This window comes from Aeromonas sp. ANP5 (genome assembly GCF_963870295.1).
In the GTDB taxonomy this organism is placed as follows: Bacteria; Pseudomonadota; Gammaproteobacteria; order Enterobacterales; family Aeromonadaceae; genus Aeromonas; species Aeromonas veronii.
Window position 1 is genome coordinate 58,759 of the sequence record NZ_CAWMRY010000019.1, and the last position, 26,053, is coordinate 84,811.

A 26,053-nucleotide genomic window follows, 5' to 3' on the forward strand; every position below is an offset into this window, starting at 1 on the left:
CAATATGAAAATTGTTAGCATTATTCAGGGTGTCGGCACCCAGTTACGCAGTCTGGCCATGGTCTTCTCCCATGCCTGGCGGCCCCGTGAAACCCTCAACTATCCGGAGCAGGCAGTCTATGCCGCCCCCCGCTACCGCGGTCGCATCGTGCTGACCCGCGACCCCGACGGGGACGAGCGCTGCGTGGCCTGCAACCTCTGCGCAGTTGCCTGCCCGGTCGGCTGCATCTCGCTGCAAAAATCCGAGCGGGATGATGGTCGCTGGTATCCGGAGTTCTTTCGCATCAACTTCTCTCGCTGCATCTTCTGCGGCCTGTGTGAAGAGGCTTGCCCCACCACCGCCATCCAGCTGACACCGGATTTCGAGATGGGTGAGTATCGCCGCCAGGATCTGGTGTACGAGAAGGAAGATCTGCTTATCAGCGGGCCCGGCAAATACCCGGACTACAACTTCTATCGCATGAGCGGGATGGCCATCGACGGCAAGCCGAAAGGGGATGCCGAAAACGAAGCCAAGCCCATCGATGTCAAGAGCCTGCTGCCCTGAGGAGTCAATCATGGAACTGGCATTTTATGCCTCGGCCCTGGTGGCCATTTACAGCACGCTGCGGGTGATCAGCACCAGCAATCCGATGCATGCGCTGCTCAATCTCATCATCTCCCTCATCGCCGTGGCCATGATCTTCTTCTGCCTGGGTGCCGCCTTTGCGGGCGCCCTGCAGGTGATCGTCTACGCCGGCGCCATCATGGTGCTGTTCGTGTTCGTGGTGATGATGCTGAACCTGGGGAGTGCCCAGGCACAGGAGAAAAAGTGGCTCACCCCCATGACCTGGGGGGGCCCAGCCCTGCTCTCGCTGATCCTGCTGGGCTTTCTGGCCCACGGCATTCTCGGGGTGACCGGGGGCCTGATCGGAGTGACCGAGGTGACCGCCAAGCAGGTGGGTGTCGAGCTCTTTGGCCCCTATGTGTTGGCGGTGGAGCTTGCCTCCATCCTGCTGCTGGCGGGTCTGGTAACCGCCTATCACCTGGGTCGGGAAGAGAAGAGCGGTGAAGTGCTCTCCGTCCCGCGCTCTACTTCCCGCTCTGCACAAGAAGGAGGTCAGCAATGAATGGAATCCCTATGGAGCACGGTCTCCTGCTGGCCGCGGTGCTCTTCTGCATCGGCTTGTGCGGTCTGCTGATCCGCCGCAACCTGCTCTACATCCTGATGAGTATCGAGATCATGATGAATGCCTCGGCACTGGCGTTTGTGGTGGCGGGTAGCCGCTGGGCCCAGGCCGATGGCCAGATCATGTATATCCTGGTGATTTCTCTGGCGGCAGCGGAGGCCAGTATCGGCCTTGCCCTGTTACTGCTGCTCTATCGTCGTTACCACACCCTGAACGTGGACACTGTGAGCGAGATGCGCGGATGAGCCTCTTATATCTGACTTTTCTATTTCCGCTGCTGGGATGGCTGGTGCTGGCCTTCTCCCTCGGACGGTTTGGCGAGCGTACCTCGGCGCTGATCGGGGTAGGCTCCATTGGCCTGTCGGCCCTCATTACCCTGTGGGTGGGCATCGACTTTCTGGGCAACCCGCCCGAGGGGGGCGTCTATGTCCAGCGCCTGTGGCAATGGATGGCGGTGGGCAACTTTACCCCGAGCTTCTCGCTGGCACTGGATGGCCTGTCGCTGACCATGCTGGGGGTGGTGACCGGGGTCGGTTTCTTTATCCACCTGTTCGCCTCCTGGTATATGCGCGGTGAAGAGGGCTACTCCCGCTTCTTCACCTACACCAACCTCTTTATCGCCAGCATGCTGTTTCTGGTGCTGGCTGATGACCTGCTGTTTGTCTACCTCGGCTGGGAAGGGGTAGGGCTGTGCAGCTATCTGCTGATCGGCTTCTACTACAAGGATCGCAAGAACGGCGCAGCGGCCCTCAAGGCATTTGTCGTGACCCGGGTGGGTGATGTCTTCCTCGCCATCGGCCTGTTTATCCTCTATCGGGAGCTGGGCACCCTCAATATCCACGAGCTGCTGGTTCGTGCCCCGACCCTGTTTGCCGAGGGCTCCCCTGCCCTGTCGCTGGCCTGCCTGATGCTCCTGGGCGGCGCGGTCGGCAAATCGGCACAGCTGCCGCTGCAAACCTGGCTGGCGGATGCGATGGCAGGCCCGACCCCTGTCTCCGCGTTGATCCACGCTGCCACCATGGTGACCGCCGGTGTCTACCTGATTGCCCGTACCCACGGCCTGTTCCTGCTGGCGCCAGAGATCCTCCATCTGGTCGGGCTGGTTGGCGCCATCACCCTGGTGCTGGCAGGCTTTGCCGCGCTGGTTCAGACCGATATCAAGCGGATCCTCGCCTACTCCACCATGAGCCAGATTGGCTACATGTTTCTGGCACTGGGTGTCGGCGCATGGCAAGGGGCCATCTTCCACCTGATGACCCACGCCTTCTTCAAGGCGCTGCTGTTCCTCTCCGCCGGTGCCGTCATCGTCGCGACCCACCACGAGCAGAACATCTTCAAGATGGGGGGCCTGCGCAAGAGTTTGCCGCTGGTCTATGCCTGCTTCCTGGTAGGGGGCTCGGCGCTGGCGGCATTGCCGCTGGTCACTTCCGGTTTCTACAGTAAGGACGCCATCCTGTGGCAAGTAGAAGCCTCTGGCCAAAGCGCGCTGCTGTGGGCAGGTCTGGTAGGGGCATTCCTCACCTCGCTCTACACCTTCCGGCTGATCTTTATCGCCTTCCATGGCAAAGAGCAGACCAAAGCCCATGCGGGCCACGGTCTGGCTCACCATCTGCCGCTGCTGGTATTGCTGGTGCTCTCCACCGGCATAGGCGCGCTGATCACCCCGCCACTGGCAGGTGTACTACCCGCAGGCCCGGGGGACCATATCGAAGAGGGTCGCCATGCGCTGGAGGTAGCCTCCGGCATCATTGCCATTGCTGGCATCGCGCTGGCCGCATTTCTGTTCCTTGGTGAGCGCCGTCTGGCCACCTCCATTGCCAACAGCGCGCCGGGCCGCCTGCTCAGCACCCTCTGGTTCAACGCCTGGGGCTTTGACTGGCTCTACGACCAGCTGTGGGTCAAACCCTATCTGCTGGCGACCCGTCTGGTCGGGCAGGATCCGCTGGACTGGATGATGGGCCTGCCCGCCTGGCTTGCCCTGCGTGGCAACCAGCTGCTGGCCTGGACCGTGACCGGCAAGTTGCGCTGGTATGCCGCCTCCATGGGGATCGGCGCCGTGCTGGTGCTGGCGCTGTTGCTGCTGGGGTAACGCGATGAACAACCGGACAATCATACAGCCAAGCTGTTTGCTTTCCCTGATGGAACAGGGAGCGCAATCTCATATGAACTTGAACGAGAGCTGATACCGTGACCTTACTCTGGATCTTGCTAATTCCTTTTATCGGCGGCTTGCTCTGCTGGCAGATGGAGCGTCTCGGCGGGCAGTTTGTCCGCTGGGTAGCCCTGCTCTCCATGAGCGCCAGCCTGCTGCTCTCCTGTGCCATCTGGCTAAGTGGAGACTTCTCCCTTGCCACCACGGGCCTCGACAGCGCGGGCGTCTCCGGTGCTGCCTCCGCCTGGGCCGCCGAGTGGCGCCTGCCGTGGATCCCCCGCTTCGGCATCTCTTTGCATCTGGCTGTGGATGGCCTGTCGCTCTTGATGGTGATCCTCACCTGCTTTATCGGGGTGCTGGCCATTCTCTGTTCGTGGAAAGAGATCGTGCAGCGCATCGGCTTCTTCCATCTAAACCTGCTCTGGATCCTGGGCGGCGTGCTCGGGGTCTTCATGGCGCTGGACCTGTTCCTCTTCTTCTTCTTCTGGGAGATGATGCTGGTCCCCATGTACTTCCTGATTGCGCTCTGGGGCCACTCGGTCACTGACGGCAAATCACGGATCAACGCCGCAACCAAGTTCTTCATCTACACCCAGGTTTCGGGCCTTATCATGCTGGTGGCCATCATCGGGCTGGTGCTGACCCACCAGCATGCCACCGGAGTCTTCACCTTCAACTATCTGGAGCTGCTCAATACACCGATGAGCAAGGGCGTTCAGTGGCTGCTGATGCTGGGATTCTTTATCGCCTTCGCGGTCAAGATGCCGCTGGTACCGCTGCACGGCTGGCTGCCGGATGCCCACAGTCAGGCGCCGACCGCAGGTTCGGTGGATCTCGCCGGTATTTTGCTGAAAACCGCCGCCTACGGTCTGCTGCGCTTTGCCTTGCCGCTCTTCCCCGAAGCATCCGCCGAGTTTGCTCCCTACGCCATGGTGCTTGGCCTGATCGGGATCGTCTACGGTGCCATCGTGGCCTTTGCCCAGACCGACATCAAACGGCTGGTAGCCTACACCAGCATCTCCCACATGGGCTTTGTGATGATCGCCATCTACTCGGGTAGCGAGCTGGCCCTGCAGGGCGCCGTGGTGCAGATGATCGCCCACGGTCTCTCCGCTGCCGGCCTCTTTATCCTCTGCGGTCAGCTCTACGAGCGGTTGCACACCCGGGATCTGCGCCAGATGGGCGGTCTGTGGGGACGCTTGCGCTATCTGCCCGGTGTGATGCTCTTCTTCTCGGTGGCGTCACTTGGCATGCCGGGCACCGGCAACTTTGTCGGCGAGTTCCTGATCCTGGTCGGCAGCTTCCAGGTTGCCCCTGTCATCACGGCAGTCGCCACCTTCGGTCTGGTGCTGGCCTCGGTCTACTCTCTCATCATGTTGCAGCGTGCCTGCTTTGGCCCCGCCAAGGATGAGAGCATGCTCAAGGGACTGGATCGCCGCGAGCTGACCATGATGATGGTGATCGCGGGCCTGCTGGTTCTGCTTGGCCTCTATCCCCAACCCGTGATTGACACCGCCAGCAGCAGCCTTATCAACGTGCTGCACTGGTATCTGCTGCCGACTGCTGGAGCCCTGCAATGACTTTCTCCGCTTCCCAACTGCTGGCACTGCTTCCCCTGCTGTTGACCACCGGGGCCATGGCAGCCCTGATGCTGGCCATCGCCTGGCGCCGCTGTGTCACCACCGCCTTTACCGTGACCATTGTTGGCCTCAACCTTGCTCTGTTCTCGCTGCCCATCGTGATGGCGCAAGGGGATCAGGGGGTCACCCCGCTGCTGCAAGTGGACAGTTACGCCGTCTTCTACATGGGACTGGTGCTCATCGGCGCCCTGGCCACCTGCACCTTCGGTCAATCGTGGCTGAAAGCCTACCCGGACAACCGGGAGGAGTTCTTCCTGCTGCTGCTGATCGCCACCGCTGGTGGTCTGGTGCTGGCCTGCTCCCGTCACCTCGCCTCCCTCTTTATCGGGATTGAGATGCTGACCCTGCCGATGTTCGGTCTGGTGGGTTACGCCTACCGCGAGCGCCACTCGCTGGAAGCTGCGGTGAAATACATGGTGCTCTCTGCCGCCGCCACCGCCTTCCTGCTGTTTGGCATGGCGCTACTCTACGCACAGGCGGGCAGCCTGAGCTTTGCCGCCCTGGGGCAGACCCTGGCCGAGAGCCCGGCTCACCATCCGCTGCTGATGGGCGGTTTGGGGTTAATGCTGGTCGGCTTTGCCTTTAAACTCTCCTTGGCCCCCTTCCACCTCTGGACCCCGGATGTCTACGAAGGTGCCCCGGCACCGGTCGCCACCTTCCTCGCCACCGTCAGCAAGGTGGCGGTCTTTGCCGTGCTGCTGCGCTTCTATCTGGCGGTACCGGCGGCGAGCGATCCCATGATCCACTGGCTGCTGGCAGCCATGGCGGTCATATCCATCATGGTCGGCAACCTGCTGGCCCTGGTGCAGACCAACGTCAAACGGATGCTGGGTTACTCCTCCATCTCCCACTTCGGTTACCTGCTGGCGGTGATCGTGGCGAGCCGATTCGGCCAGATGCCGGTGGAAGCAGCCGGGGTCTACCTGCTGATGTATCTCTTCACCAGCCTGGGTGCCTTTGGGGTGGTGAGCATGATGTCGAGCCCCTATCGCGGCAAGGATGCAGACTCCCTGCACAGCTATCGCGGCCTGTTCTGGAAGCGCCCCTATCTGACTGCCGTACTGACGGTGATGATGTTGTCCCTCGCGGGCATCCCGATGACCCTCGGCTTTATCGGCAAGTTCTACCTCATCGGCGTCACCGTCGAGGCGCAGCTCTGGTGGCTCTCCGGCGCCATCGTGCTCGGCAGCGCACTGGGTCTCTACTACTACCTCAAGGTGATGGTGACCCTCTATCTGCGCGAACCGGGTATGCAGCAGCGCGATGCCAGCGCCGACTGGGCACTCTCCTCCGGCGGTGTGGTAGTACTGCTCTCTGCCGCCCTGGTGGTGTTGCTGGGGCTCTATCCCCAGCCGGTCATCAGCCTGGTACAAGGGTTCCAGCACGTGGTATTGCAGTAACCTTTACCGTCACTACCCATCATTACCCGCAAAACCGGCAGCCTTGGCTGCCGGTTTTCTATTTCCGGTCCGACAGCATCGCGCACTCCGCGAGCCAGCAAATGACAGATCCGTCAGCGAGGGTGATACCCATCATGGTTTTTGCCATACAACCAGAACCGGGCGAGATCCTCATACCCTCTTGAATTCCTTATTGATATATTGGTTATATTCTGGAATGGAGTTCAGATTGATGAAGCAACACTACGTTTGCCAATTTAACCCGACAGAACTGGCCGCCACGCTGGCACCCTTGCAAGGAGGCAAGCTGACCATACTGCTGGCCGAACAGGATTGCGCACAGGTTCCCCTGTTGCAGCAGTTGTGCCGCGACTTCAACATCGCCCTGGATGGCGCCATTTTCCCCCAGCTGATCGGTGCGCAAGGATTGTTGCCGCAAGGGGCTTGGCTACTGCCCAGAGCCAACCCCTATCACGCCACACTGCTGCCCCTGACACCGCAGGCCAGCGCAGTATCCCTTGCCCACCGGATTGCGGAACAGGTGGAGAACATGCTGGCCACCTGGCCAACCCCTTCGCCGCCACCAACCCTGTTTCTGACCTTCGACAACCTCATTCCCAATATCGCCTCCATTCTGGATGCGCTTTATCTGCAACTGGCCAATCGCGTCAACTATGCCGGCGCCAACGCAGGCAGCGGCAGCTTCACCCCCCTTGCCTGCCTGTTCGACAATCAACGGCAACTTGCCTACGGGGTTACCTGCACGCAGCTGCCCAGCAACAGCTTTCCCTTTCTGGAACATGGTTACCAACTCTCGGCCCAACCGATGCTGGCCACCAGCAGTGAAGCGAACAAGATTGCCTACATCGATTGGCAACCGGCCTTTCAAAAATATCAGGGGCTGATCCGCCAGCAATTCCAGCACAATATGGTGCGCGAGGAGCTCTACCGTTTCGTGGTGCACATGCCACTGGGCCTGCTGCGGGCCAACGGGGATGTGATTGTCAGGATTCCCGTCGAGGCAAACGATGACGGCGCCCTGCTCTGCGCCGGCGAGGTCGCAGAGCACAGCATCCTCACTCTGCTGAAGGCGCCAGAGAGTGCCACCGAACATGCCTGCTCACTGGCCAGGCGCCTCAACCAGCAACAAACCCTCACCCGGGCACACTTGCTGGAGGTCTACTACTGCGCGGGACGCCAGTTGCACTTCGACCAGCAGACGGTGACCGAGCTGCACACCCTGCTGACCCACTCGGGGGCCGGCGATCTGGCAGGAGCCCTCTCCCTTGGCGAAATTGGCAGCGTGCGCCACGGGGATTACCCCCAATGTCATAACGGCGCCATTCTCTGTAACGGGGCATTGATATGAACAACGACCACGCCATGGCCATCGTCTGCGATCTGGCGCTCTGCATCGGGCGTGAAGTCACGCTAGATGCGCTGCTCACCAAGGTACTGCAACGTTTTATGCATCACTGCGCCACGCCAGTTGGCGCGGTATTGCAGCAACAACGGGAGGGATACAAGCTGCTCAAGGTGATCGGCGACGAGCAGTTGCGTCAGCACACCGGCACCACCCTGACCCTGCCTGGGTGGGTCAGCGAGGAGGAGCACTGCCTGCTGCAACAGACACTCCCCCTGCCGGGCAGCCGCCCCTACCAGTTTGCCTATCGGCTCAAGGTTGAAGGGGGTTATCTCATCTTGCTGCTCGCCCCCCAGCCACATCAGCAGATCGTACCGGTCTGCCATCTGTTCAGCCCAGTGCTCGGCAACCTGGCCCGCGCCATTTCCCTCTGCAAAGACAGCGAGCTGCTCGCCCTGCGTCAGCAGGCCGAACTGAAGGATCTGAAACACTTCAACGAATCCCTGCTCAAGGCCATCCCGATCCCGGTGTTCTACAAAGATATCGAAGGGCGATTTCTGGGCTGCAACCAGGCCTTCAATCAGGTGATCGGCCTCGGCAAGGAGGCGCTGCTGGGTCGACGGGTCGAGGAGCTGCTGCCAGCCGGGCTTGCCGAGGCCTACAGCATGCGGGAAGCCGAGTTGCTGCGAAGTCGCCAGCCCCAGTGCATCGAACAGCAGTTGCATGACCGCAATGGCATGCGCTATCAGGTCATCTGTTTCAAGGATCTCTTCTATGACCATCAGGGGATGGTTGCCGGCATCATCGGCACTCTGGTCGACATCACCCGCCTCAAGGAGAGCGAGCGCCACCAGCGTGACCTGCTGTTCCAGACCATCAGTGCCCTCGCCAGCGCCATCAGCCACAAGGATCGCAACAGTGCGGGCCATGAGCTGAGGGTGCGAGATTTGGCACTGGCCATCGGGCAGGCCATGCAGCTGCGGCAAGAGCGGCTGGATGCGCTGGGACTGGCGGCCATGGTGCACAATATTGGCCTGCTGCAGATCCCCACCGAGATCATCACTCGCCCCCGTGAATTGCGGCCAGTGGAGTTCGAACTGATCAAGCAGCACCCCCAGGCAGGCCACGATATTCTCAAACAGATCGACTTCCCCTGGCCCATCGCCACCATAGTGCTGCAGCACCACGAAAACCTCGATGGCAGCGGCTATCCGCAGGGGCTGGCGGGCAACGCCATTACCCTGGAGGCGCGCATTATCCGGGTGGCCGACTCGCTGATCGCCATGACCTCCCATCGCCCGTTCCGCCGGGCCATGCCCCTGAGTGACGCCTTTGCCGAACTGACCCGCTATGCCGGGATCCATTACGATGAAAAAGTGGTCAACAGCTGTATCGTGCTCTGGCAGACCGGCTACCACTTCGGTCCTCCCATCAGTCAACTTGCAGACAAGGCGGGATAAGATGTCCGAACTCCTCACCTCCTGTGCACTCTCCCACCCACTGACCGATGCGCTCCCCTCCTCGGCGCTGTTGCTGACCCAGGTGATGGATCAGCTTCCCTATCGGGTGCTGCTCAAAGACACCCGATTCAGCTACATTGCGGGCAACCGCCTGCTGGCGGCGGATCTCGCCCTCTCACCAGAGGCACTGGTGGGCAAGAATGACTTCGACTTTTTTCCCCCCGAACTGGTACAGCGCTATCGGGAGGATGACGCCCGAGTCATGCGCGAGGGGATACACCAGCACATCGAAGAGCCCTATCTGAAGGGGGGAGAAGCCCGCTGGCTCAGCACCACCAAATTTCCCCTGCGTGATGAGGCGGGGGTCATCGTGGGGGTCGGCGTCTTCTTCGAAGACATTACCAAGCAGAAGTGGCAGCAGGAGAAACTGCAACAGTACAGCTGGACCCAGCAGGCGATCAGCCGCGCCCACCACGCCCTGCTCAAACCGGGCGATGAGCCGCAACTGCTGCAGGATATCTGCGATGCCATCGCCGTCGATGACCGTTTTCCGCTGGTGGCAGTGCTGCAAGGCCTACCCGATCTCGCCCAACCGCCGAGGATCGTGGCGCAGGCAGGCAGTGCCGATGCATCGGAACAAACGCTGTGGTTGAACGATGAGGCCCTCACCCAGGCCATCCTCCACCAGCGGCGCCTCAATCAGGTGATCTTCCACGAGCGGCCCCATACCGGCCGCCACCCGTTGCGATCCCGCCTGCTGATCCCCTTGCCACTGCAGGAGGATCAGGCCGGTGCGCTGATCATTCACAGCGACCAGCCACGGTTGTTCAGCCAGGAGGAGGAGCAGCTCTTCATCCAGCTGACCGACTACCTCACCTATGGCCTGCAGGCGCGCCATACCCAGCAGGCTTATCTGCGCTCGCAACAGGAGAAGATCTTCCATGCCCGCCAGCTGGAGCTGGCACTGGAAGATGCGCTGGGTGCCATCGCCGCCGTGCTGGAGCAGCGCGATCCCTATACCGCTGGCCATCAGAAACATGTGGCCAAGCTGGCCCAAGCCATCGGCCGGGAGCTCAGGCTGGAAGAGAAGCGGCTGCGGGGGATCTATCTGGGCGCCATGGTGCACGATATCGGCAAGATCCAGGTACCGGCTGAAATTCTCACCAAACCGGAACGCCTCACGCCACTGGAGTTCGAGCTGGTCAAGGAGCACCCCGCCATCGGCTATCTGGTGCTCAAGGATATCGACTTCCCCTGGCCCATCGCCCGGATGATCCACCAGCACCACGAGTATCTCGATGGCTCCGGCTATCCGCTGGGACTCAAGGGGGATGAGATCCTGCTGGAGGCCCGCATCCTCACCGTCGCCGATATCGTCGAATCCATGTCCTCGGATCGCCCCTATCGCGCCGCCCTCGGCATTCCCCAAGCCAGGGAGCAGATCATCCAGATGCGCGGCCATCAGCTCGATGCGGATGTGGTGGATGCCTGTCTGCGGATCCTCGACCGGGGAGACTTTATCCCCCAACCGCTCGGCTAACCCAGCGCAACCTCCTGCATGATGCTCCGATTGATAAAGTAGCGATGGCAGAACAACAAAAAGTCCTGCAGCGGCAAGGGCCTCGAGTAGAAATAGCCCTGAATTTCATCCACCCCTATGCTCAGCACCGCCTTCAGCTCATCATTGTTTTCCACCCCTTCCGCCACCACCCGCACACCGAGTTGATGAGAGAGGCTGGTGATCGCCTCGACGAACAGGGCCTGACGGGTATCGTTGTCGATGGCCGTGATAAATGAGCGGTCGATCTTGAGCTTGTCGAAATAGAGTTCCCGCAAGTAGGAGAACGATGACCAGCCGGTACCGAAATCATCGAGGGCCACCCGCACTCCAATCTGACGCAGCGTATCGATGATCTGCTTGCTCAGCTCGATATCATCCAGAGCAATCGTTTCGGTCAGCTCGACGATCAGCTGTTGCAGGCTTAGCGGCCCCTCTCTCATGTTCTCATCCAGCTGGGCTGCCAACCCCATAGTAAACATGGAACTCGAGAGGTTGACCGAGATCTCCAGCGGTTCAATCAAGTCGCTCGGGAAAATGGCGAGATCATGTTGCAAGCGCCGGAAGATCCATAACCCGAGCGCCTCCCCCAGCCCGTTATCTTCCGCCAGCGAGATGATATCGAGGGGCGGAATAAACCCGTACTCCGGGTGATTCCAGCGGATCAGTACCTCAGCCCCCAGTCGCACCCTACCTTGACAACGGACAATGGGCTGATAGTAGAGGCTCAACTGCAAATTGCTGTGGTGCTGGATCAGCTCGCGCAACTCGGTCGACAAACGGCGGTTGCGCAGATAGTGCTGATACATGCTGCTGGAGAAAACCACGTAACGATTCAGCCGCTTGCGCTTGGCACTGTCGAGGGCGATATCGGCATACAGCAGCATCTCCTCCGACGTGTGTACCGGTCGCACGTACTGGCTGACCCCCATAAAGACCCGCACCCGGTGGGCGGGATCAGTCGCCAAGGCGAGCCCGGCAAGTTCGTTACGCAGCTGCTCCAGAAATGGAAAGCGCAAATAGGTGGGCATAACGCCGGAAATAATGATGGCAAACTCATCGCTACCGGTGCGGGCGGCAAAGATACCGTCAACCGATACGGCGCGGATCCGCTCGGCCAGTTGCGTCAGCAATGCATCCCCCACCTCGTAGCCCAGGCTGTCATTTACCTCCCTGAAATGGCCAAGATCCACCAGACAGACGGTCACGCTGCTGCGCCCCCCTTTATGTCCCGTCAGCTGCTTGAGGTGTTTGATCAGGGAGGCCCGGTTCGGCAAGCGGGTTAGCGCATCATTCCACGCAAGAAAGTGCTGGTGGCGCACTTCGCGAAACAGCATCAGCAGCATCACCACGGTCGCCAACATCAAGAAAGCCAGAATGAAGAAGTTCTGGATACGCGACGAGTTAAGTACCTCCCGCTGGGCAATAGCGGATGGACCGGTGAAATTTTTCACCATCACATCGCGGATGGCAGCCAGATCCCGAGCCAACTCCTCGGCGAAACGAGCAAGTTCTTTCGAATCTCGCTCTCCACTGATCACGGCCTGCTCATACTTCTCGAACAGGGCCATGATCTTCCCTACCGCTTGTTCAGCACCAAAGCGAGCTCGAACCTGCTTTGCCTCTTCACCGTGCAGGAAGACATCAAGGCGGTTCCAGGCAATATCAAAGCGCTTGTTCATCTCTTTCTGACTGGTCGAACCGGTGCGATAGAGAGAGAGCGCCTCATCAAAACCACGGATTTCCAGCTCCAGCTGCGCCAACGCCCAGGCGGAGAGCTGGGTATAGCGAGTCACGGCATTGAATGCACGGTCATAGTTCCAGACCGACCAGATGGCGACCCCCAAAAAGGCAGTCACCATCAGGATCAAGCTCAGAAACTTGCCGCGCAGCATCTTATTTGCTCTCAATCGCCGTCAGTTGCCACACCATCCGGCTGTGATAGAGCTCCTTGTTCAGCTCCGGGTGATCAGAGAGGGGATAGATGATCCAGAGAGGCCCTTTGTTGCGCAGGGTCAACACCTTGCCATCCTGCTTCTCGGCCAGCAATACCGCATATTTATCCCCGTCTTCCAGCGGCACCGCCGCCCAGTAGTCATTGATGGCGACCGCCTTGACCTCCTCACTCTTGAGACCATACATCTTGACCAGATCTCGCAGCAGCACGCCACGATAGGTGTGCTCCCCCTCGGTCCACGGGGTCTGGGTCTTGACCTCTGTCTGAGGCAAGGCCTCAAACTCGGCCCGGGTCAACACGACCTCCCCTTTACCATTGCAACAGCCATCCCCCTTGAGCTTGAGGAAGGGATCATCAGCCAACACCATGCCAGAAACGAGACAGCCGGATAACAGCAGCATCCTGCCAAGCCATCCACCCATGATAGACCTCCGTATCGTACTGTTTGTTTTATTGGTTTCACTCTGCCCAGCTACATAGCAACGGCAGAGTCACAATGCAAAACAATGTTGCTGCAACCAGCTCACCACATCAGGCAACCAGCATCAGGCTGTACCCGAATGCCACCAAAAGCATGGCATCCAGGCTCCGAATGTCACAACTGCATCGGAAAATATTCATGTCCCTTTGGCTCTCGACCTGGGTTATGGAACAGAAATATGACCCCCACACAGGCAAACTGACGGTGCAGTCCCTATCGCAGATACAAAAAAGGCCGCTCAATGAGCGGCCTTCTTCATAACGGGATCAGCAATCAGCTTTCGCGACGCTTGCCACCGAATTTGCGATCTTTGTTGAAGCCACCTTCACGGCGCTCCCCGCTCTTGTTGAACGGACGGTCACCCTGGGGACGGCGATCCTTGTTGAAAGGACGGTCGCCACGGAACGGACGATCACCACGGGGCGGACGGCTGCTGGTGTTGCCACCGGCCGGCACTTCGGTGTAGCGGGTGATTTGCAGCGGACGCTGGCAAACACGGGCTTTCTTGATCACTTCCAGTACATCGGCGGTCATGCCTTTCGGCAGATCGACGGTGGAGAAGTCATCAGCGATGTCGATGTTGCCGATGAAGCGGCTCTCGATGTTCGCTTCGTTGGCGATGGCGCCTACGATCTGGCCCGGCTTGACACCGTGATGGGCACCCACGTCAACGCGGTAGCGCTCCATCTCCACATCCGGGTTGTCTTTCAGCGGACGCGGTTCGAGGGACGGCATGCGACGGGCAGGACGATCGCCACGGTCACCGAAGTCACGACCGCCACGGTCGTTGAAGTCACGGCGCTCGAAGCCACCACGATCGTTGCCAGCATTCAGCAGCGGATCCGGAATGGAGTCATCCAGCAGCAGCGGTTGGTCACCCTGTACCAGCTTGGCCAGTGCGGCAGCCAGCTCCAGCGGATCGGCAGAATCCTCTTCGATCAGCTCGTTTACCAGGTTGTGGTAGATCTCGAGCTCTTCACCCATCATGGTTTCGCGGATGCGCTCTTTGAACTTGGCCAGACGATGCTGGTTGATGTCCTCGGTGCTCGGCATCTTCATCGGCTCGATGGCCTGACGGGTTGCGTGCTCGATGGCGCGCAGCATACGACGCTCGCGCGGAGCGACGAACAGGATGGCTTCGCCTTTACGACCAGCACGACCGGTACGACCGATACGGTGAACGTAAGATTCGGTGTCGTACGGAATGTCGTAGTTCACTACGTGAGTGATGCGCTCAACGTCCAGACCACGGGCGACAACGTCGGTGGCGATCAGGATATCCAGCTGGCCTTGACGCAGTTTGTCGACGGTACGCTCACGCAGTTTCTGCGGGATGTCGCCGTGCAGCGCTTCACAGGCGTGACCACGGGCGGCCAGCTTGCCAGCCAGCTCTTCGGCAGCGTTCTTGGTACGCACGAACACCAGCAGGGCTTCGTAGGATTCCACTTCCAGCAGACGGGTCATGGCGTCCAGCTTGTGCAGACCGGTTACCTGCCAGTAGCGCTGGCGAATAGTGGTAGCGGTAGCAGTCTTGGAGGCGATCTTGATCTCTTTGGGCTGCTTCAGGTGCTTCTGGGCCACGCGACGGATCTGCTCCGGCATGGTGGCAGAGAACAGGGCAACCTGACGAGTGCTCGGGCACTGCTCCATGATCCAGTCAACGTCGTCGATGAAGCCCATACGCAGCATTTCATCAGCTTCGTCCAGTACCAGTGCTTTCAGGCCGGAGAGGTCCAGGTTCTTGCGACGGATCAGGTCCATCACGCGGCCCGGAGTACCGACGACAACCTGGGCACCGCGACGCAGGGCGCGGGTCTGGGTTTCGTAGGAGGCACCACCGTAGATCGGCAGTACGTGGAAATCAGGCATGTGGTGGGCGTAGCGTTGGCACGCTTCAGCCACTTGCAGCGCCAGTTCGCGGGTAGGCGCCAGCACCAGGATCTGGGTGTTGCGGTTACCAGCTTCCAGACGAGACAACAGAGGCAAGGCAAAAGCAGCGGTCTTCCCTGTACCGGTTTGCGCCTGCCCCAGCAGATCGTGTCCCGCCATCAGGTGGGGAATTGCTGCGGCCTGGATCGGTGACGGGCGCTCATAGCCCACGTCCTGCAGCGCTTTCAATACAGGCGCGGCCAGTCCAAGCTCACTAAAAAGGGGCAGTTGTTCGGTATCAGACATAGATTCTTCCAGATTAAGGCAGGCGGCTAACACCGCGGAATAGCAAAAAGGCGGCGATTATAGCGCCACTTTGTTCTGCTGTCTTGAAAAATGTGATAAGCCTCTCAAGACGTTGGCAATTATAGAGGGATCTGACGAGTATGGCTTGCTTATTTTGCACTCATAGTGCGTTATTGCAGATCACTCCTCGCTGGAGTCCTTGCCCCGCTTGTGTTTGAGCACCGCCATGGTCAGTCGGCTGGTGCACAATAAACGCTCACGTTCGTCCCGAATTTCAATCTGCCACACCTGGGTTGTTGCTCCCAGATGGAGCGGTTGACAACGCCCGGTCACCACCCCTTCCCGTTTGGCCCGCAGATGGTTGGCATTCACCTCCAACCCCACACAGTAGCTATCTGGCCCGACCGCCATATTGGCCGCCAGCGACCCAAGCGTCTCCGCCAGCACCACTGACGCGCCGCCATGGAGCATGCCAAGAGGCTGGTGGGTGCGGTGATCCACTGGCATAGTGGCCTCCAACCAGTCTGGGCCAAAAGCGGTATAGATGATATCGAGGTGGGCCATCAGGGTGTTGCGAGAGGTGGCGTTGAGCCCCTCCAGGCTCATGGGTTTACGCCAGATGGGCGCAATATCGTGACTCATTGCGAGCAGACTCCTTATGTTAGCGATGAATGCGTACCGATATGAGTGAAACGCCCTCCATCGGCAAAATGGTTCTGTTATATGAGTTGTTGGTTACCAGGTAACGTGGTAACAACGCAGCCCCGACCCGGAGCTGCGTGTTACACAATCATGCCCTTAAGCGGGATGTCACCAGGGATAGGTAACGCCGGGCCACTCGGACCAAGGCACATCTCGCCCCGGCAAGCGGGGGTCTGGCCACTGCCACACCCTGGCGAGCCACTCGCGCAGCTGAATCTCCAGCTCCTCATCCGTGATGGGCGCCTCGGCCACCTTCCAGAAGAAGAGCTCCACCGCGACCTCAGGCAGCACCGAGGGGTAGAGATAAACCCCGCCCCAAAATTGCGGCTCCCGATCCGGGCTCCAGAGGCCATAGGCAAAGGAGCGCTTGGCCAGAAACTCCGACTGCTGCCACTCCAGATCCCCTTCGTGCTGGCTCAGGCTGAAGTTGGCCGAGGGCCAGAGATCGTTCGGGCGAAACAGCTGATGCAGCTGCTCGCGCTCGCGCAACATGGCGACAAACTCCACCACCGCCTGAGCGGGGGTGGCGGGTAACAGCAAGAAACGCGGGTGCCGATAGGCCTTCGGCACCCGAAACCGCTTGGGAAACGTCAGCATCAGAGCAGCTCCAGCAGGGCTTGCAATGGATGTTTGAGCTTTTCCCCCTCCATCCGCTTGACCTGACTGCGGCACGAATAGCCGGTCGCCAGACAGCGCGCTTTGGGTAGACGGGCTAGCGGGTCAGCCCAGCTCAACCCATAAATGCCCTTGGAGTTCTCCACCTGTTTGACGTCGTGACCATAGGTGCCCGCCATACCGCAACAACCCACAGAGACAGGCTGCAAGCTGGCCCCGAAGCGGCCAAACAGGGTGCTCCAGTCACCGTGAGTGGAGGGCTTGGCGGTCTTCTCGGTGCAGTGGGCAAACAGATACCAGGGCTCGCTCCCCTCCTCGCTCTTGGTCTTGTCGGTTCGAGCAGGCAACTGATCTACCGGCAGCGAGAGCAGCCACTCCTGCGGCAACAACACCTGAAAATCACCGCGAGCCGACCCCAGCGCCTTGGCATACTCGTCGCGATAGCAGAGCACCATGGCCGGATCCACCCCCACCATGGGAATGCCAAGCGCCGCTACCTTGTTGAGGAACTGGGCGCTGCTCGCCGCGGTGCGGGCAAAGGCACGCAGGAATCCCTTGATATGCTGGGGTTTACCGTTGGGTTTAAAGGGCAGCAAGTAGGGCTGGAAGCCGAGCTTGCTGGCGAGTTTCACCAGGTCGCGCACCACGGGGGCGTCGTAATAACTGGTGAAGGGGTCCTGCACGATCAGCACCACCTGCTTGCGCTGCTCGGCGCTCATCCGCTCCAGACCCGGCAGATCAAAATAGCGGGCGCGGTTGTCGTGCAGACTCTCGGCCAGGGTCGGCACCGAGAGCAGCGGCACATCGACCATGCCGATGCTCTTCTCGGTCGCCTTCTGGGCCCACTCTTTTTCGAGGAAGAAGTTGACCAGCTTCGGCGCCTTGGCAAGCAGCGGCGCATAGCTCTCCACCGTGCCGACGAAGTAATCCTTGGGAGCGCGCAGGTAGCGGCCGTGGTAGAGCTGCATAAAGCGGGCGCGAAAATCGGGCACATCCACCTTGATCGGGCACTGGCTGGTGCACGCCTTGCAGGCCAGACAGCCTGACATCGCTTCCATCACCTCGTGGGAGAAGTCATACTCGCCGCGCTGTTTGGCCCAGCTGTTGCGCACCTTGTCCACCAGCTGTTTGAAGCGTACGCCACCGGATTGCAGCGCCACCTCTTCCGCTAGCGGATCGAAGCCCTGCTCCGCCAGCTGACGCAACCATTCACGCATCAGACCCGCCCGCCCTTTGGGGGAGTGGCGGCGATCACGGCTGATCTTGACCGAGGGGCACATGGGGGAGTCGGTCTCGAAGGTGAAGCACAGACCGTTGCCGTTGCAATCCATGGCGCGGGTGTAGCTGGTGCGCACGGCGAGCGGGATCTGGCGGTCATACTTGCCACGCTTGGGGCCATCCACCGACACCAGCTCGGCGCCGCTACCGTAGGGGATACAGATCTTGCCCGGGTTGATGCGGTTGGCCGGGTCGAACGCCCCCTTGACCCGCTGCAGCTCTTCCCACAGCTCGCCAAAGAAGGCGGGGCTGTATTCGGAGCGAAAGCCCTTGCCGTGCTCCCCCCACATCAGGCCGCCATATTTGGCGGTGAGCGCCACCACCTGATCGGAGATACGCCGCAGCAGCACCTCCTGCTCGGGATCGCACAAATCCAGCGCCGGACGCACATGCAGCACACCGGCATCAACGTGGCCAAACATGCCGTAGTCGAGGCCGTGGGCATCCAGCAGGGCACGAAACTCCATGATGAAATCGGCCAGTGACTCTGGCGGCACGGCGGTGTCTTCAGTGAACGCCACCGGCTTCTTGCGCCCTTCGGTGTTGCCAAGCAGCCCCACCGACTTTTTGCGCATGGTGTAGATGGTTTCGATGCTCGGCAGGTGGTCACACACCTGATAGCCGATGATCCCCGCCTCGCCCTTGGCCAGCAGCGCGTCGATACGGCGGCAGAGCTCCGCCACCTTGGCCTTGTGTTCCGCCTCGTCGGTGTCGGCAAACTCGACAATGTTGAGCCCTTGCAGATCCTTGCCGGGCACATCCTGAATAAGTTCTTTCACCGAATGCCAGATGATGTCGGCGCGGGCCAGCCCGAGCACCCGGGAGTCCACCGTCTCTACCGACAGCGCCTCGGCCTCAACCATAAAGGGGGCGTTGCGCAGGGCGGAGGGGAAGCTGTCGTACTTGACGTTGACCAAGGTGCGGTAGCGCGAGATGGGGGTGATATTGAGTTTGGCTTCGGTGATAAAGCCGAGAGACCCTTCAGATCCGCACAGCACCCGACTGACATCCAGCGTGTCGGTTTCCGGTTGATAGAGGTGCTTGAGATCGTAACCGGTCAAAAAGCGGTTGAGCTTGGGGAAGGTCGCCTCGATGTCGGCTCGCCGCTCCTTGCCGATACGATAGAGGGTGCGATAGATCTCCCCTTCCCGATTCTCCAGCGCCAGCTTGTCTTCAAGACGGGAGCCATTGACCGGCTCGGTCGCCATGATATCGCCATTCTCCAGCACCGCCTTGAGACCCAGCACGTGATCCGAGGTTTTGCCGTAGACCAGCGAGCCCTGCCCCGAGGCATCTGTGTTTATCATGCCCCCTAAGGTGGCGCGGTTGGAGGTGGAGAGATCCGGCGAGAAGAAGTAGCCGTGGGGCTTGAGATAGGCGTTGAGCTGGTCTTTCACCACACCGGCCTGGGCGCGCACCCACCCCTCATCCAGATTAATTTCCATGATCTGGTTCATATAACGGGAGAGATCGACGATAATGCCGCCGCCCAATGACTGACCATTGGTGCCGGTACCGCCACCGCGAGGGAAAAAACTCAGGGAGGCGAACGCCGGCTCTGCGGCCAGCTTGAGCATTGCTGCTATGTCGTCCGCACTGCGCGGATAGAGAACCGCCTGAGGTACTACCTGATAGACGCTGTTATCCGTCGCCATCGCCAACCGGCTTGCATAAGACTTTTCGATATCACCACGAAATGCGCTGCGCTCTAGCAACTCAAGAAACTGCAGGGTTGCGGGTGACAAACTGTCCTGGTAATCGAGTCTCGGGATCATGAATCCTTGTTCCCATCCTTTGCTTGATGCCGGCACGCCGGCGACAACGACTGGCCAGCCGCCTGTCAATGGCAGTCAGGCCAGTCCGCTCACATGTGAGCGGGCAGTATATCAGCTAGAAAACCGCTTGCGCTTGGCAATATTCACCATTTGAAAGGAGGACTTTTATGGCTCACCACAGCCATGTTATCAGTACGCTGGTCACCACCGAAAAACAGGCGCTTACCCTGTCGCTGTTCGGTTGTATCACCTTTGCCATCTTCGGCATCGGCTACGGCCTGTTCGTTGGCTCCAACGCCATCATGCTCGATGGTATCTTCACCCTGTTCAGCATGGGCATGACGGGCCTCGGTCTTGTTACCGCCTATCTCGTTACCCGCCCTTCCGATGCGCGCTTCCAGTACGGCTACGCCCACTTCGAGCCCATCACCAACGTCATCAATGGCACCATTATTCTGCTGCTCTGCCTTGGCGCTCTCTATAGCGGCATCACCACCCTGCTGGATGGCGGACGGGAGATCGATCTCGGCCACGCCCTCATCTATGCCGCCGTCTCCACCTTCTTCTGCGCCATCATCTATCGCATCGAAGCCCAGGTCGCCGAGCAGGTAGACTCCGAGCTGGTGCGGGTCGACTCCAAGGAGTGGCTGGTGGATACCCTGCTCAGCGCCACCCTGCTTATCGGTTTCGTGGTCGCCATCGGCCTCGATGCCATTGGCTACGGCCAATACAACCGCTACATAGACCCGGTGCTGGTCTCGCTGCTGGCCCTCTGCGCCACCCTCATTCCCATCAAGGTGCTCGGTCGCAACCTGCGGGAAGTGTTGAAGATCGCCCCCAAGGGAGATGTGCCACGGCAAGTAGAGCAGGAGATCGAGGCGCTGCGCCAGCGCCACGGCATCGAGTGCTACAGCCACCTCGCCAAAAGCGGTCGTCGCTTCGATCTGGAATTGAACATTCTGGTGGCGCCGGGTCAGGAGTGGCCCGTCGAACGTCAGGATGCCCTGCGTCAGGAGCTCTGGTCTCGCCTTGGCGACACCCTGGGGGATGCCTGGCTGTCGGTCTGTTTCACCCGCGAAAAGCGCTGGTTGTAACGACCGCACGGGGGAGCGCGGCACGGCCGCCTCCCCTGTTGCATCACAACCCCATCACGCCCCGCTGACACTGCGCTTGCCAAATTGGCGCCAGCCGCTATCATCAGGGCTCATTTTTCACCCGAGGTTTTATTGCCCATCATGGACAATCCCCGAAGTTGCCCTTCGTCTCTCTCTGTTAAAGCCTATCTTTTTCTGCTTAATCAGCGCCTCTGAATAACACCTTTGCCTTGCTGTTACTGCGGCCATCTTGCGCCGTGATCACTCTCTGCTCTGTCTGTTTTTATTGAGGTCATACAATGGAATTGCTGCTGGATCCCCATATCTGGATCGGTCTGTTTACCCTGATCATTCTGGAAATCGTGCTGGGGATCGACAACCTGGTCTTTATCGCCATTCTGGTAAAAAAACTGCCCCCCGCCCAACGGGACAAGGCCCGCGTCATCGGCCTGTCGCTGGCCCTGCTGATGCGACTTGGGCTCTTGAGTGTCATGTCATGGCTGGTCACCCTGACCACCCCGATTTTGCACCTGTGGGATCACCCCTTCTCCGGTCGGGACCTGATCCTGATGGGCGGCGGCCTGTTCCTGCTGTTCAAGGCCACCTCCGAGCTGCACGAACGGCTGGAGGCCAAGCCTCAGGATGATGGCCCGGTCGGCGCCTACGCCAGCTTCGGCGTGGTGATCGCCCAAATTCTGGTGCTCGATGCGGTCTTCTCGCTGGACTCCATCATCACAGCCGTCGGCATGGTGGAACACCTGGGCGTGATGATGGCCGCCGTGACCATCGCCATGGTGGTGATGGTGCTCGCCTCCAAGCCGCTGACACGCTTCGTCAACGCCCACCCGACCGTGGTGGTGCTCTGTCTGAGTTTCCTGCTGATGATCGGCTTCAGCTTGGTAGCGGAAGGGTTCGGTTTCCACATTCCGAAGGGCTACCTCTACGCGGCCATCGGCTTCTCGGTGCTGATCGAGTTTTTCAACCAGCTGGCCCAGCGCAGCGCCATGCGTCACGAATCCAAACAGCCCCTGCGCGAGCGCACCACCGCCGCCATCTTCAAGCTGATGGGCAGCAAGGCCTATCAGGATCAGCCGGATGACGATCTGGATGCCCCAGCCGTAGCGCCGGTGAGCTTTGGCGAGGAGGAGCGCTATATGGTGACCGGGGTACTGTCGCTGGCCGAGCGCTCCATTCGCACCATCATGACCCCGCGCTCGGAGATGGCCTGGATTGATATCAACGACTCCAGCGACGAGATCCGCGCCCTGCTGCAGCGCGAACCCCACAGCCTGTTCCCCATCTGTGACGGGGATCTGGACGAGGTGATCGGAGTGGTCAAGGCGCGCGATCTGCTGTTTGCCTTGAACGAAGGGCAATCTTTGAGCGAACTGGCCAAGCAGAACGATCCCATCATCGTGCCGCAGACCATCAACGTGATCCGCCTGCTGGCGGAGCTGCGCAAAGCCAAGGGGAGCCTCATTCTGGTCTCCGACGAGTTTGGCGTGATCCAGGGGCTGGTCACCACCCACGATCTGCTGGAGGCCATCGTCGGCGAGCTGCCGGATGAGGACGAAACCCCGGATATCGTGCGCGATGGCGAAGGGTGGCTGATCAACGGCAGCACCAACATCCACCATGTGGAGCAGGTGCTGGAGCACGAGGGACTGGTGAGCGAGAGCGATGAATACGTGACCCTGGCGGGCATGCTGCTCTCCCACTTCGGCACTCTGCCCACCCCGGGCCAGCAGTTGCAACTGCAGCAGCTCAACTTCGAGGTGATCGAGGTGAGCGAGCGGCGCATCGAGCGGGTGAAAGTGATGCCCACCACGGCTTGAGCCTGCCACCAGCAGAATACAGAAGAGGGCCAGACGGCCCTCTTTTTTATGCTTCAACTTTATGCCTCAACACCTCCTTTCCCGGCGGTTTGTGCTGATTGCTGCATCAAGCACAATTCTCTTGTGCAATTACCCCTCTTTTTCACAACAAGATGGCGGCATAAAGTGGCCTCACTTCCACCATGAGGAACTCAAGATGAGCCACGATCACCTGTTCTGCCCGCTGCGCCTCGGCCAGCTGCACCTTGCCAACCGCATCGTCATGCCCCCCATGACCCGCTCCCGTGCCAGTCAGCCCGGTGATGTGGCCAACGCCATGATGGCCAGCTACTACGCCCAGCGCGCCGAGGCGGGCCTGATCATCAGCGAAGGCACCCAAATCGACCCCATAGGCAAGGGCTATGCCTGGACGCCGGGCATCTACAGCGCCGAGCAGGTCGCTGGCTGGAAAGGGGTGACCGATGCCGTGCATGCCAAGGGGGGCACCATCTTCGCCCAGCTCTGGCACGTGGGCCGGGTCACCCATCCCGACAACATCGGCGGCGCCCAGCCCATCTCCGCTTCAGCCCTGCCCGCAGTGGGCGTCAAGGTGTTCGTCGATAACGGCAGCGATGCGCCGGGCTTTGTCGAGACCGTCACCCCGCGCGCCATGACCCAGGCCGATATCGATGCGGTGGTGGGCCAGTTCCGCCAAGCGGCTCGCAACGCCATCAGCGCCGGTTTTGACGGCATCGAGCTGCACGCCGCCAACGGTTATCTGATCAACCAGTTCCTCGACTCCGAATCCAACGCCCGCACCGACAGTTATGGCGGATCGCTGGAAAACCGGCTGCGCTTTCTCAAAGAGGTGACCGAGGCGGTCAGTAGCGAAATCGGGGCCGAACGTGTCGGGGTGCGTCTTGCGCCGCTCACCACCCTCAACGGCACCGTGGATGCCAACCCGCAGGAAACCTATCTGGCGGCCGCCCGTCTGCTGGGCCAGCTCAACGTGGTCTACCTGCACATTGCCGAGGCGGACTGGGACGATGCCCCCCTGATGCCGGAGAACTTCAAGCAGGGTCTGCGGGATGCCTTCCCCAACACCCTGATCTACGCCGGCAAATATGATGGCAAGCGGGCACGCGCCGCCCTAGAAGCGGGCTGGGCCGACATGATTGGCTTTGGCCGCCCCTTCGTTGCCAACCCGGATCTGCCGAACCGGCTGCGCCACGGCTATCCGCTGGCCCCCCACGATCCGGCCACCCTGTTCGGCGGCGGCGAGAAGGGGCTGACCGATTACCCCGTCTATCAGGCCGATGACGCAACCGCCAGCCGCTGATTGTCGATGGCCAACCGGCTACGTAACGCAGGCCCCACAGGTTGGGGCCTGCCATATTGTTGCCCATTCGACGCAGTGGCAGTTTCTCTGTATTGCTGTTGCAATGACCTCGTTGTTCTCTCCCCTCGCTTTCACAAGGAGTCATCATGAATCACACCCAAGCCTGGTGCTGGCATGCCCCCGGTGAACCGACCCAGCTTACCCTCGCCGATCTGCCCCTGGCACCGCTCGCCCCTGACGAGGTGCTGGTGGCAAACCTGGTCATCGCCTTCAATCCGGTGGACTGGAAGCTGATCGAATATGGCCACTCCAACTGGCAGGATGGTCAGGTGCCCGGCGTCGATGGCATGGGCACTATCGTGGCCCTCGGCGCCAACGTCAGCCATCTGCGTCTCGGCGCCCGGGTCGCCTATCACACCGACCTGCGCCACCACGGCAGCTTTGCCCGCCACACTAGAGTACCGGCCCGCGCCCTGCTGCCGGTGCCCGATGCCCTGAGCGATGAGGCGGCCGCCGCCCTGCCCTGTCCCGGCCTCACCGCGTGGCAGGCGCTGGCCAAGCTGCCGCGCCTGCACGGGGAAGCGCTGCTCATCACCGGTGCTGGCAGCAGTGTCGGCCGCTTTGCGGTGCAGCTCGCCCTCCAGCAAGGAGCGCGAGTCTTTGCCAGTGCCAACCCACGCCACCATCACTGGCTCAAACAGATAGGTGTGCAGGGGGTGGCCGATTACCGGGATCCCGACTGGCTGGCCACCTTACAGGCCGCCAACGGCAACGAGCCATTCGAGGGGATCATCGATCTGGTCTCCAGCCAGCAGGCAGAGAGCCTGCTTCCCGCGCTGGGCTACTACGGTCACATGGTGACTGTGCTCGGGCGCATCCCGCACAATCCGCTACCTGCCTTTGCCCACTGCCACTCATTGCACGAGATTGCGCTGGGCGCCCAGCACGCCTTTGGCACCGACAAGCAGTGGAGTCGGCTGGTGGCCGCCGGTGTCGCCATGATGGAGCAGATGGCGAGCGGCGAGCTGACCCTGCCGCCGCTGGTGGTCGGCGACTTTGAGGCACTGCCAACCCTGCTCGAGCGCTTCAAGCGCGAAGGACAGGGCGAGAAGTTTCTGGTGCGAGTGGCTTAACGCTGACTTTCCCTGATAACCACACCGACCATTGAAACAAAAGAGGCCCGCCAGTGATGGCGGGCCTCTCTTTATATCTACTGCATGTTATCTCGACTTCATTATCGCCTGACTCAATGCAAGATCACGCCGTGAGTCGCGGCATAACTGCGGATCTCCCGGGTCAGCCTCGCCTTGTCGGCCAGAGAGAGCCAGCTCGTCTCCACCGCATTGAGCGACAAGCGGCAGAGCTGGCTCATGGTCGCGCCAAGGCCATCGGCCAGCGCCGCAAAGTTGGCATTCATATAGCCGCCAAAGTAGGCGGGGTCGTCCGAGTTGATGGTGACGCAGAGCCCCTGCTCCAGCAGCCGCAACACATTGTGCTGGGCCATATTGCCGAACACCTTGAGCCGGGTGTTGGAGAGGGGGCAGACGGTGAGCGGCAGCCGGGTATCGGCCAGATAGCGCAGCAGCTCGGGATCGTCTGCCGAGCGCACCCCGTGATCGATACGCCGCACCTGCAGCTCGTTGATCGCCTGCCAGATGTAGTCGGCAGGCCCCTCTTCACCGGCGTGGGCCACTACCGGCAGCCCCAGCTCGCGGCATTTGGCAAAGACCCGGGCAAACTTGGTCGGTGGGTTGCCCTTTTCACCCGAGTCGAGGCCGATGCCGTGAATGCGCGACAGGAAGGGCATAGCCTCTGCCAACGTCGCAAAGGCATCCTCTTCGCTGAGGTGGCGCAAAAAGCTCATGATAAGGCGCCAGCTGATGCCAAACTCCTGCTTCCCGCGCTGCAGCGCCCGCTCGATACCGCCGAGCACGGTAGCAAAGGGGATACCGCGGGCAGTGTGGGTCTGCGGGTCGAAGAAGATCTCCACATGCACCACCTTGTCGGCAGCGCAACGCTCAAGATAGGCCCAGGTGAGGTCGAAGAAATCCTGCTCGGTCACCATGTAGTGGTCAACTAAA

General features: G+C 60.6%; 20 protein-coding genes. 13 read left to right on the forward strand and 7 right to left on the reverse strand.

Translation table 11 applies throughout. The features are described 5' to 3' along the window. Nucleotides 1-4: 4 nt before the first annotated feature. The 9 genes from nuoI (at nt 5) to AACT07_RS12350 (ending at nt 10,724) form a co-directional block, all read left to right on the forward strand. Nucleotides 5-547, forward strand: coding sequence for an NADH-quinone oxidoreductase subunit NuoI (nuoI, locus tag AACT07_RS12310; protein WP_005351100.1), 543 nt, complete (start codon nt 5-7; stop codon nt 545-547). 10 nt (nt 548-557) lie between these two features. After that, nucleotides 558-1,109 carry an NADH-quinone oxidoreductase subunit J gene (gene nuoJ / locus AACT07_RS12315; protein ID WP_069527995.1) on the forward strand — a complete coding sequence of 184 codons (552 nt, stop codon included), beginning with the start codon at nt 558-560 and terminating at the stop codon, nt 1,107-1,109. Continuing rightward, nucleotides 1,106-1,414: an NADH-quinone oxidoreductase subunit NuoK gene (gene nuoK / locus AACT07_RS12320; RefSeq protein ID WP_005337247.1), complete on the forward strand. Its 309-nt coding sequence runs from the start codon at nt 1,106-1,108 to the stop codon at nt 1,412-1,414. Before nuoJ ends, nuoK begins: the two co-directional genes overlap by 4 nt. Then, nucleotides 1,411-3,258, forward strand: a complete 1,848-nt coding sequence (gene nuoL, locus AACT07_RS12325) for an NADH-quinone oxidoreductase subunit L (RefSeq protein WP_069527997.1) — start codon at nt 1,411-1,413, stop codon at nt 3,256-3,258. The genes nuoK and nuoL overlap by 4 nt, the downstream gene beginning before the upstream one ends. 98 nt (nt 3,259-3,356) lie before the next feature. Further along, nucleotides 3,357-4,901 (forward strand): NADH-quinone oxidoreductase subunit M, encoded by a 1,545-nt coding sequence (gene nuoM / locus AACT07_RS12330; RefSeq protein WP_005337249.1) that lies wholly within the window; start codon nt 3,357-3,359, stop codon nt 4,899-4,901. Beyond that, nucleotides 4,898-6,361, forward strand: a complete 1,464-nt coding sequence (gene nuoN / locus AACT07_RS12335; RefSeq protein ID WP_069527999.1) for an NADH-quinone oxidoreductase subunit NuoN — start codon at nt 4,898-4,900, stop codon at nt 6,359-6,361. The genes nuoM and nuoN overlap by 4 nt, the downstream gene beginning before the upstream one ends. 232 nt (nt 6,362-6,593) lie before the next feature. Further along, nucleotides 6,594-7,730 (forward strand): FIST C-terminal domain-containing protein, encoded by a 1,137-nt coding sequence (locus tag AACT07_RS12340; protein WP_069528001.1) that lies wholly within the window; start codon nt 6,594-6,596, stop codon nt 7,728-7,730. Then, complete coding sequence (locus AACT07_RS12345; RefSeq protein WP_069528003.1) at nt 7,727-9,184, forward strand: HD-GYP domain-containing protein; 1,458 nt, start codon at nt 7,727-7,729, stop codon at nt 9,182-9,184. The genes AACT07_RS12340 and AACT07_RS12345 overlap by 4 nt, the downstream gene beginning before the upstream one ends. Before the next feature lies 1 nt (nt 9,185). Further along, nucleotides 9,186-10,724, forward strand: coding sequence for an HD domain-containing phosphohydrolase (locus AACT07_RS12350; protein ID WP_069528005.1), 1,539 nt, complete (start codon nt 9,186-9,188; stop codon nt 10,722-10,724). Here the strand turns inward: AACT07_RS12350 and AACT07_RS12355 are convergent. The 6 genes from AACT07_RS12355 to ydiJ all read right to left on the reverse strand — a co-directional run bounded on the left by AACT07_RS12355 (nt 10,721) and on the right by ydiJ (nt 19,725). Then, complete coding sequence (locus AACT07_RS12355) at nt 10,721-12,637, reverse strand: putative bifunctional diguanylate cyclase/phosphodiesterase (RefSeq protein ID WP_069528007.1); 1,917 nt, start codon at nt 12,635-12,637, stop codon at nt 10,721-10,723. The genes AACT07_RS12350 and AACT07_RS12355 overlap by 4 nt on opposite strands. A gap of 1 nt (nt 12,638) precedes the next feature. After that, nucleotides 12,639-13,121 carry a molybdopterin-dependent oxidoreductase gene (locus AACT07_RS12360; protein WP_069528009.1) on the reverse strand — a complete coding sequence of 161 codons (483 nt, stop codon included), beginning with the start codon at nt 13,119-13,121 and terminating at the stop codon, nt 12,639-12,641. 332 nt (nt 13,122-13,453) lie between these two features. Continuing rightward, nucleotides 13,454-15,355: a DEAD/DEAH box helicase gene (locus tag AACT07_RS12365; protein WP_005337260.1), complete on the reverse strand. Its 1,902-nt coding sequence runs from the start codon at nt 15,353-15,355 to the stop codon at nt 13,454-13,456. Nucleotides 15,356-15,535: 180 nt separating this feature from the next. Continuing rightward, on the reverse strand, nt 15,536-15,997 hold the full coding sequence (locus AACT07_RS12370; protein WP_069528010.1) for a hotdog fold thioesterase: 462 nt from the start codon (nt 15,995-15,997) through the stop codon (nt 15,536-15,538). A 168-nt stretch (nt 15,998-16,165) separates the two neighbouring features. Continuing rightward, nucleotides 16,166-16,654: a hypothetical protein gene (locus AACT07_RS12375; protein ID WP_042080465.1), complete on the reverse strand. Its 489-nt coding sequence runs from the start codon at nt 16,652-16,654 to the stop codon at nt 16,166-16,168. Continuing rightward, nucleotides 16,654-19,725 (reverse strand): D-2-hydroxyglutarate dehydrogenase YdiJ, encoded by a 3,072-nt coding sequence (gene ydiJ / locus AACT07_RS12380; RefSeq protein WP_069528012.1) that lies wholly within the window; start codon nt 19,723-19,725, stop codon nt 16,654-16,656. Before ydiJ ends, AACT07_RS12375 begins: the two co-directional genes overlap by 1 nt. Before the next feature lie 167 nt (nt 19,726-19,892). On the opposite strand from ydiJ, the gene AACT07_RS12385 reads away from it, so the two are divergent. The 4 genes from AACT07_RS12385 (at nt 19,893) to AACT07_RS12400 (ending at nt 25,105) form a co-directional block, all read left to right on the forward strand. Then, nucleotides 19,893-20,819, forward strand: coding sequence for a cation diffusion facilitator family transporter (locus tag AACT07_RS12385; RefSeq protein ID WP_005361338.1), 927 nt, complete (start codon nt 19,893-19,895; stop codon nt 20,817-20,819). Nucleotides 20,820-21,118: 299 nt separating this feature from the next. After that, nucleotides 21,119-22,654: a TerC family protein gene (locus AACT07_RS12390; protein ID WP_069528014.1), complete on the forward strand. Its 1,536-nt coding sequence runs from the start codon at nt 21,119-21,121 to the stop codon at nt 22,652-22,654. Nucleotides 22,655-22,850: 196 nt separating this feature from the next. Then, the gene (locus AACT07_RS12395; RefSeq protein ID WP_069528016.1) at nt 22,851-23,972 is read left to right on the forward strand and encodes an alkene reductase; all 1,122 of its coding nucleotides are present in this window, start codon (nt 22,851-22,853) and stop codon (nt 23,970-23,972) included. Nucleotides 23,973-24,118: 146 nt separating this feature from the next. Beyond that, nucleotides 24,119-25,105, forward strand: coding sequence for a zinc-binding dehydrogenase (locus tag AACT07_RS12400; protein WP_069528017.1), 987 nt, complete (start codon nt 24,119-24,121; stop codon nt 25,103-25,105). A gap of 113 nt (nt 25,106-25,218) precedes the next feature. On the opposite strand, the gene add is transcribed toward AACT07_RS12400, so the two are convergent. Continuing rightward, nucleotides 25,219-26,053 (reverse strand): adenosine deaminase (gene add / locus AACT07_RS12405; protein ID WP_069528022.1); only part of this gene is annotated, 835 nt, incomplete at its 5' end.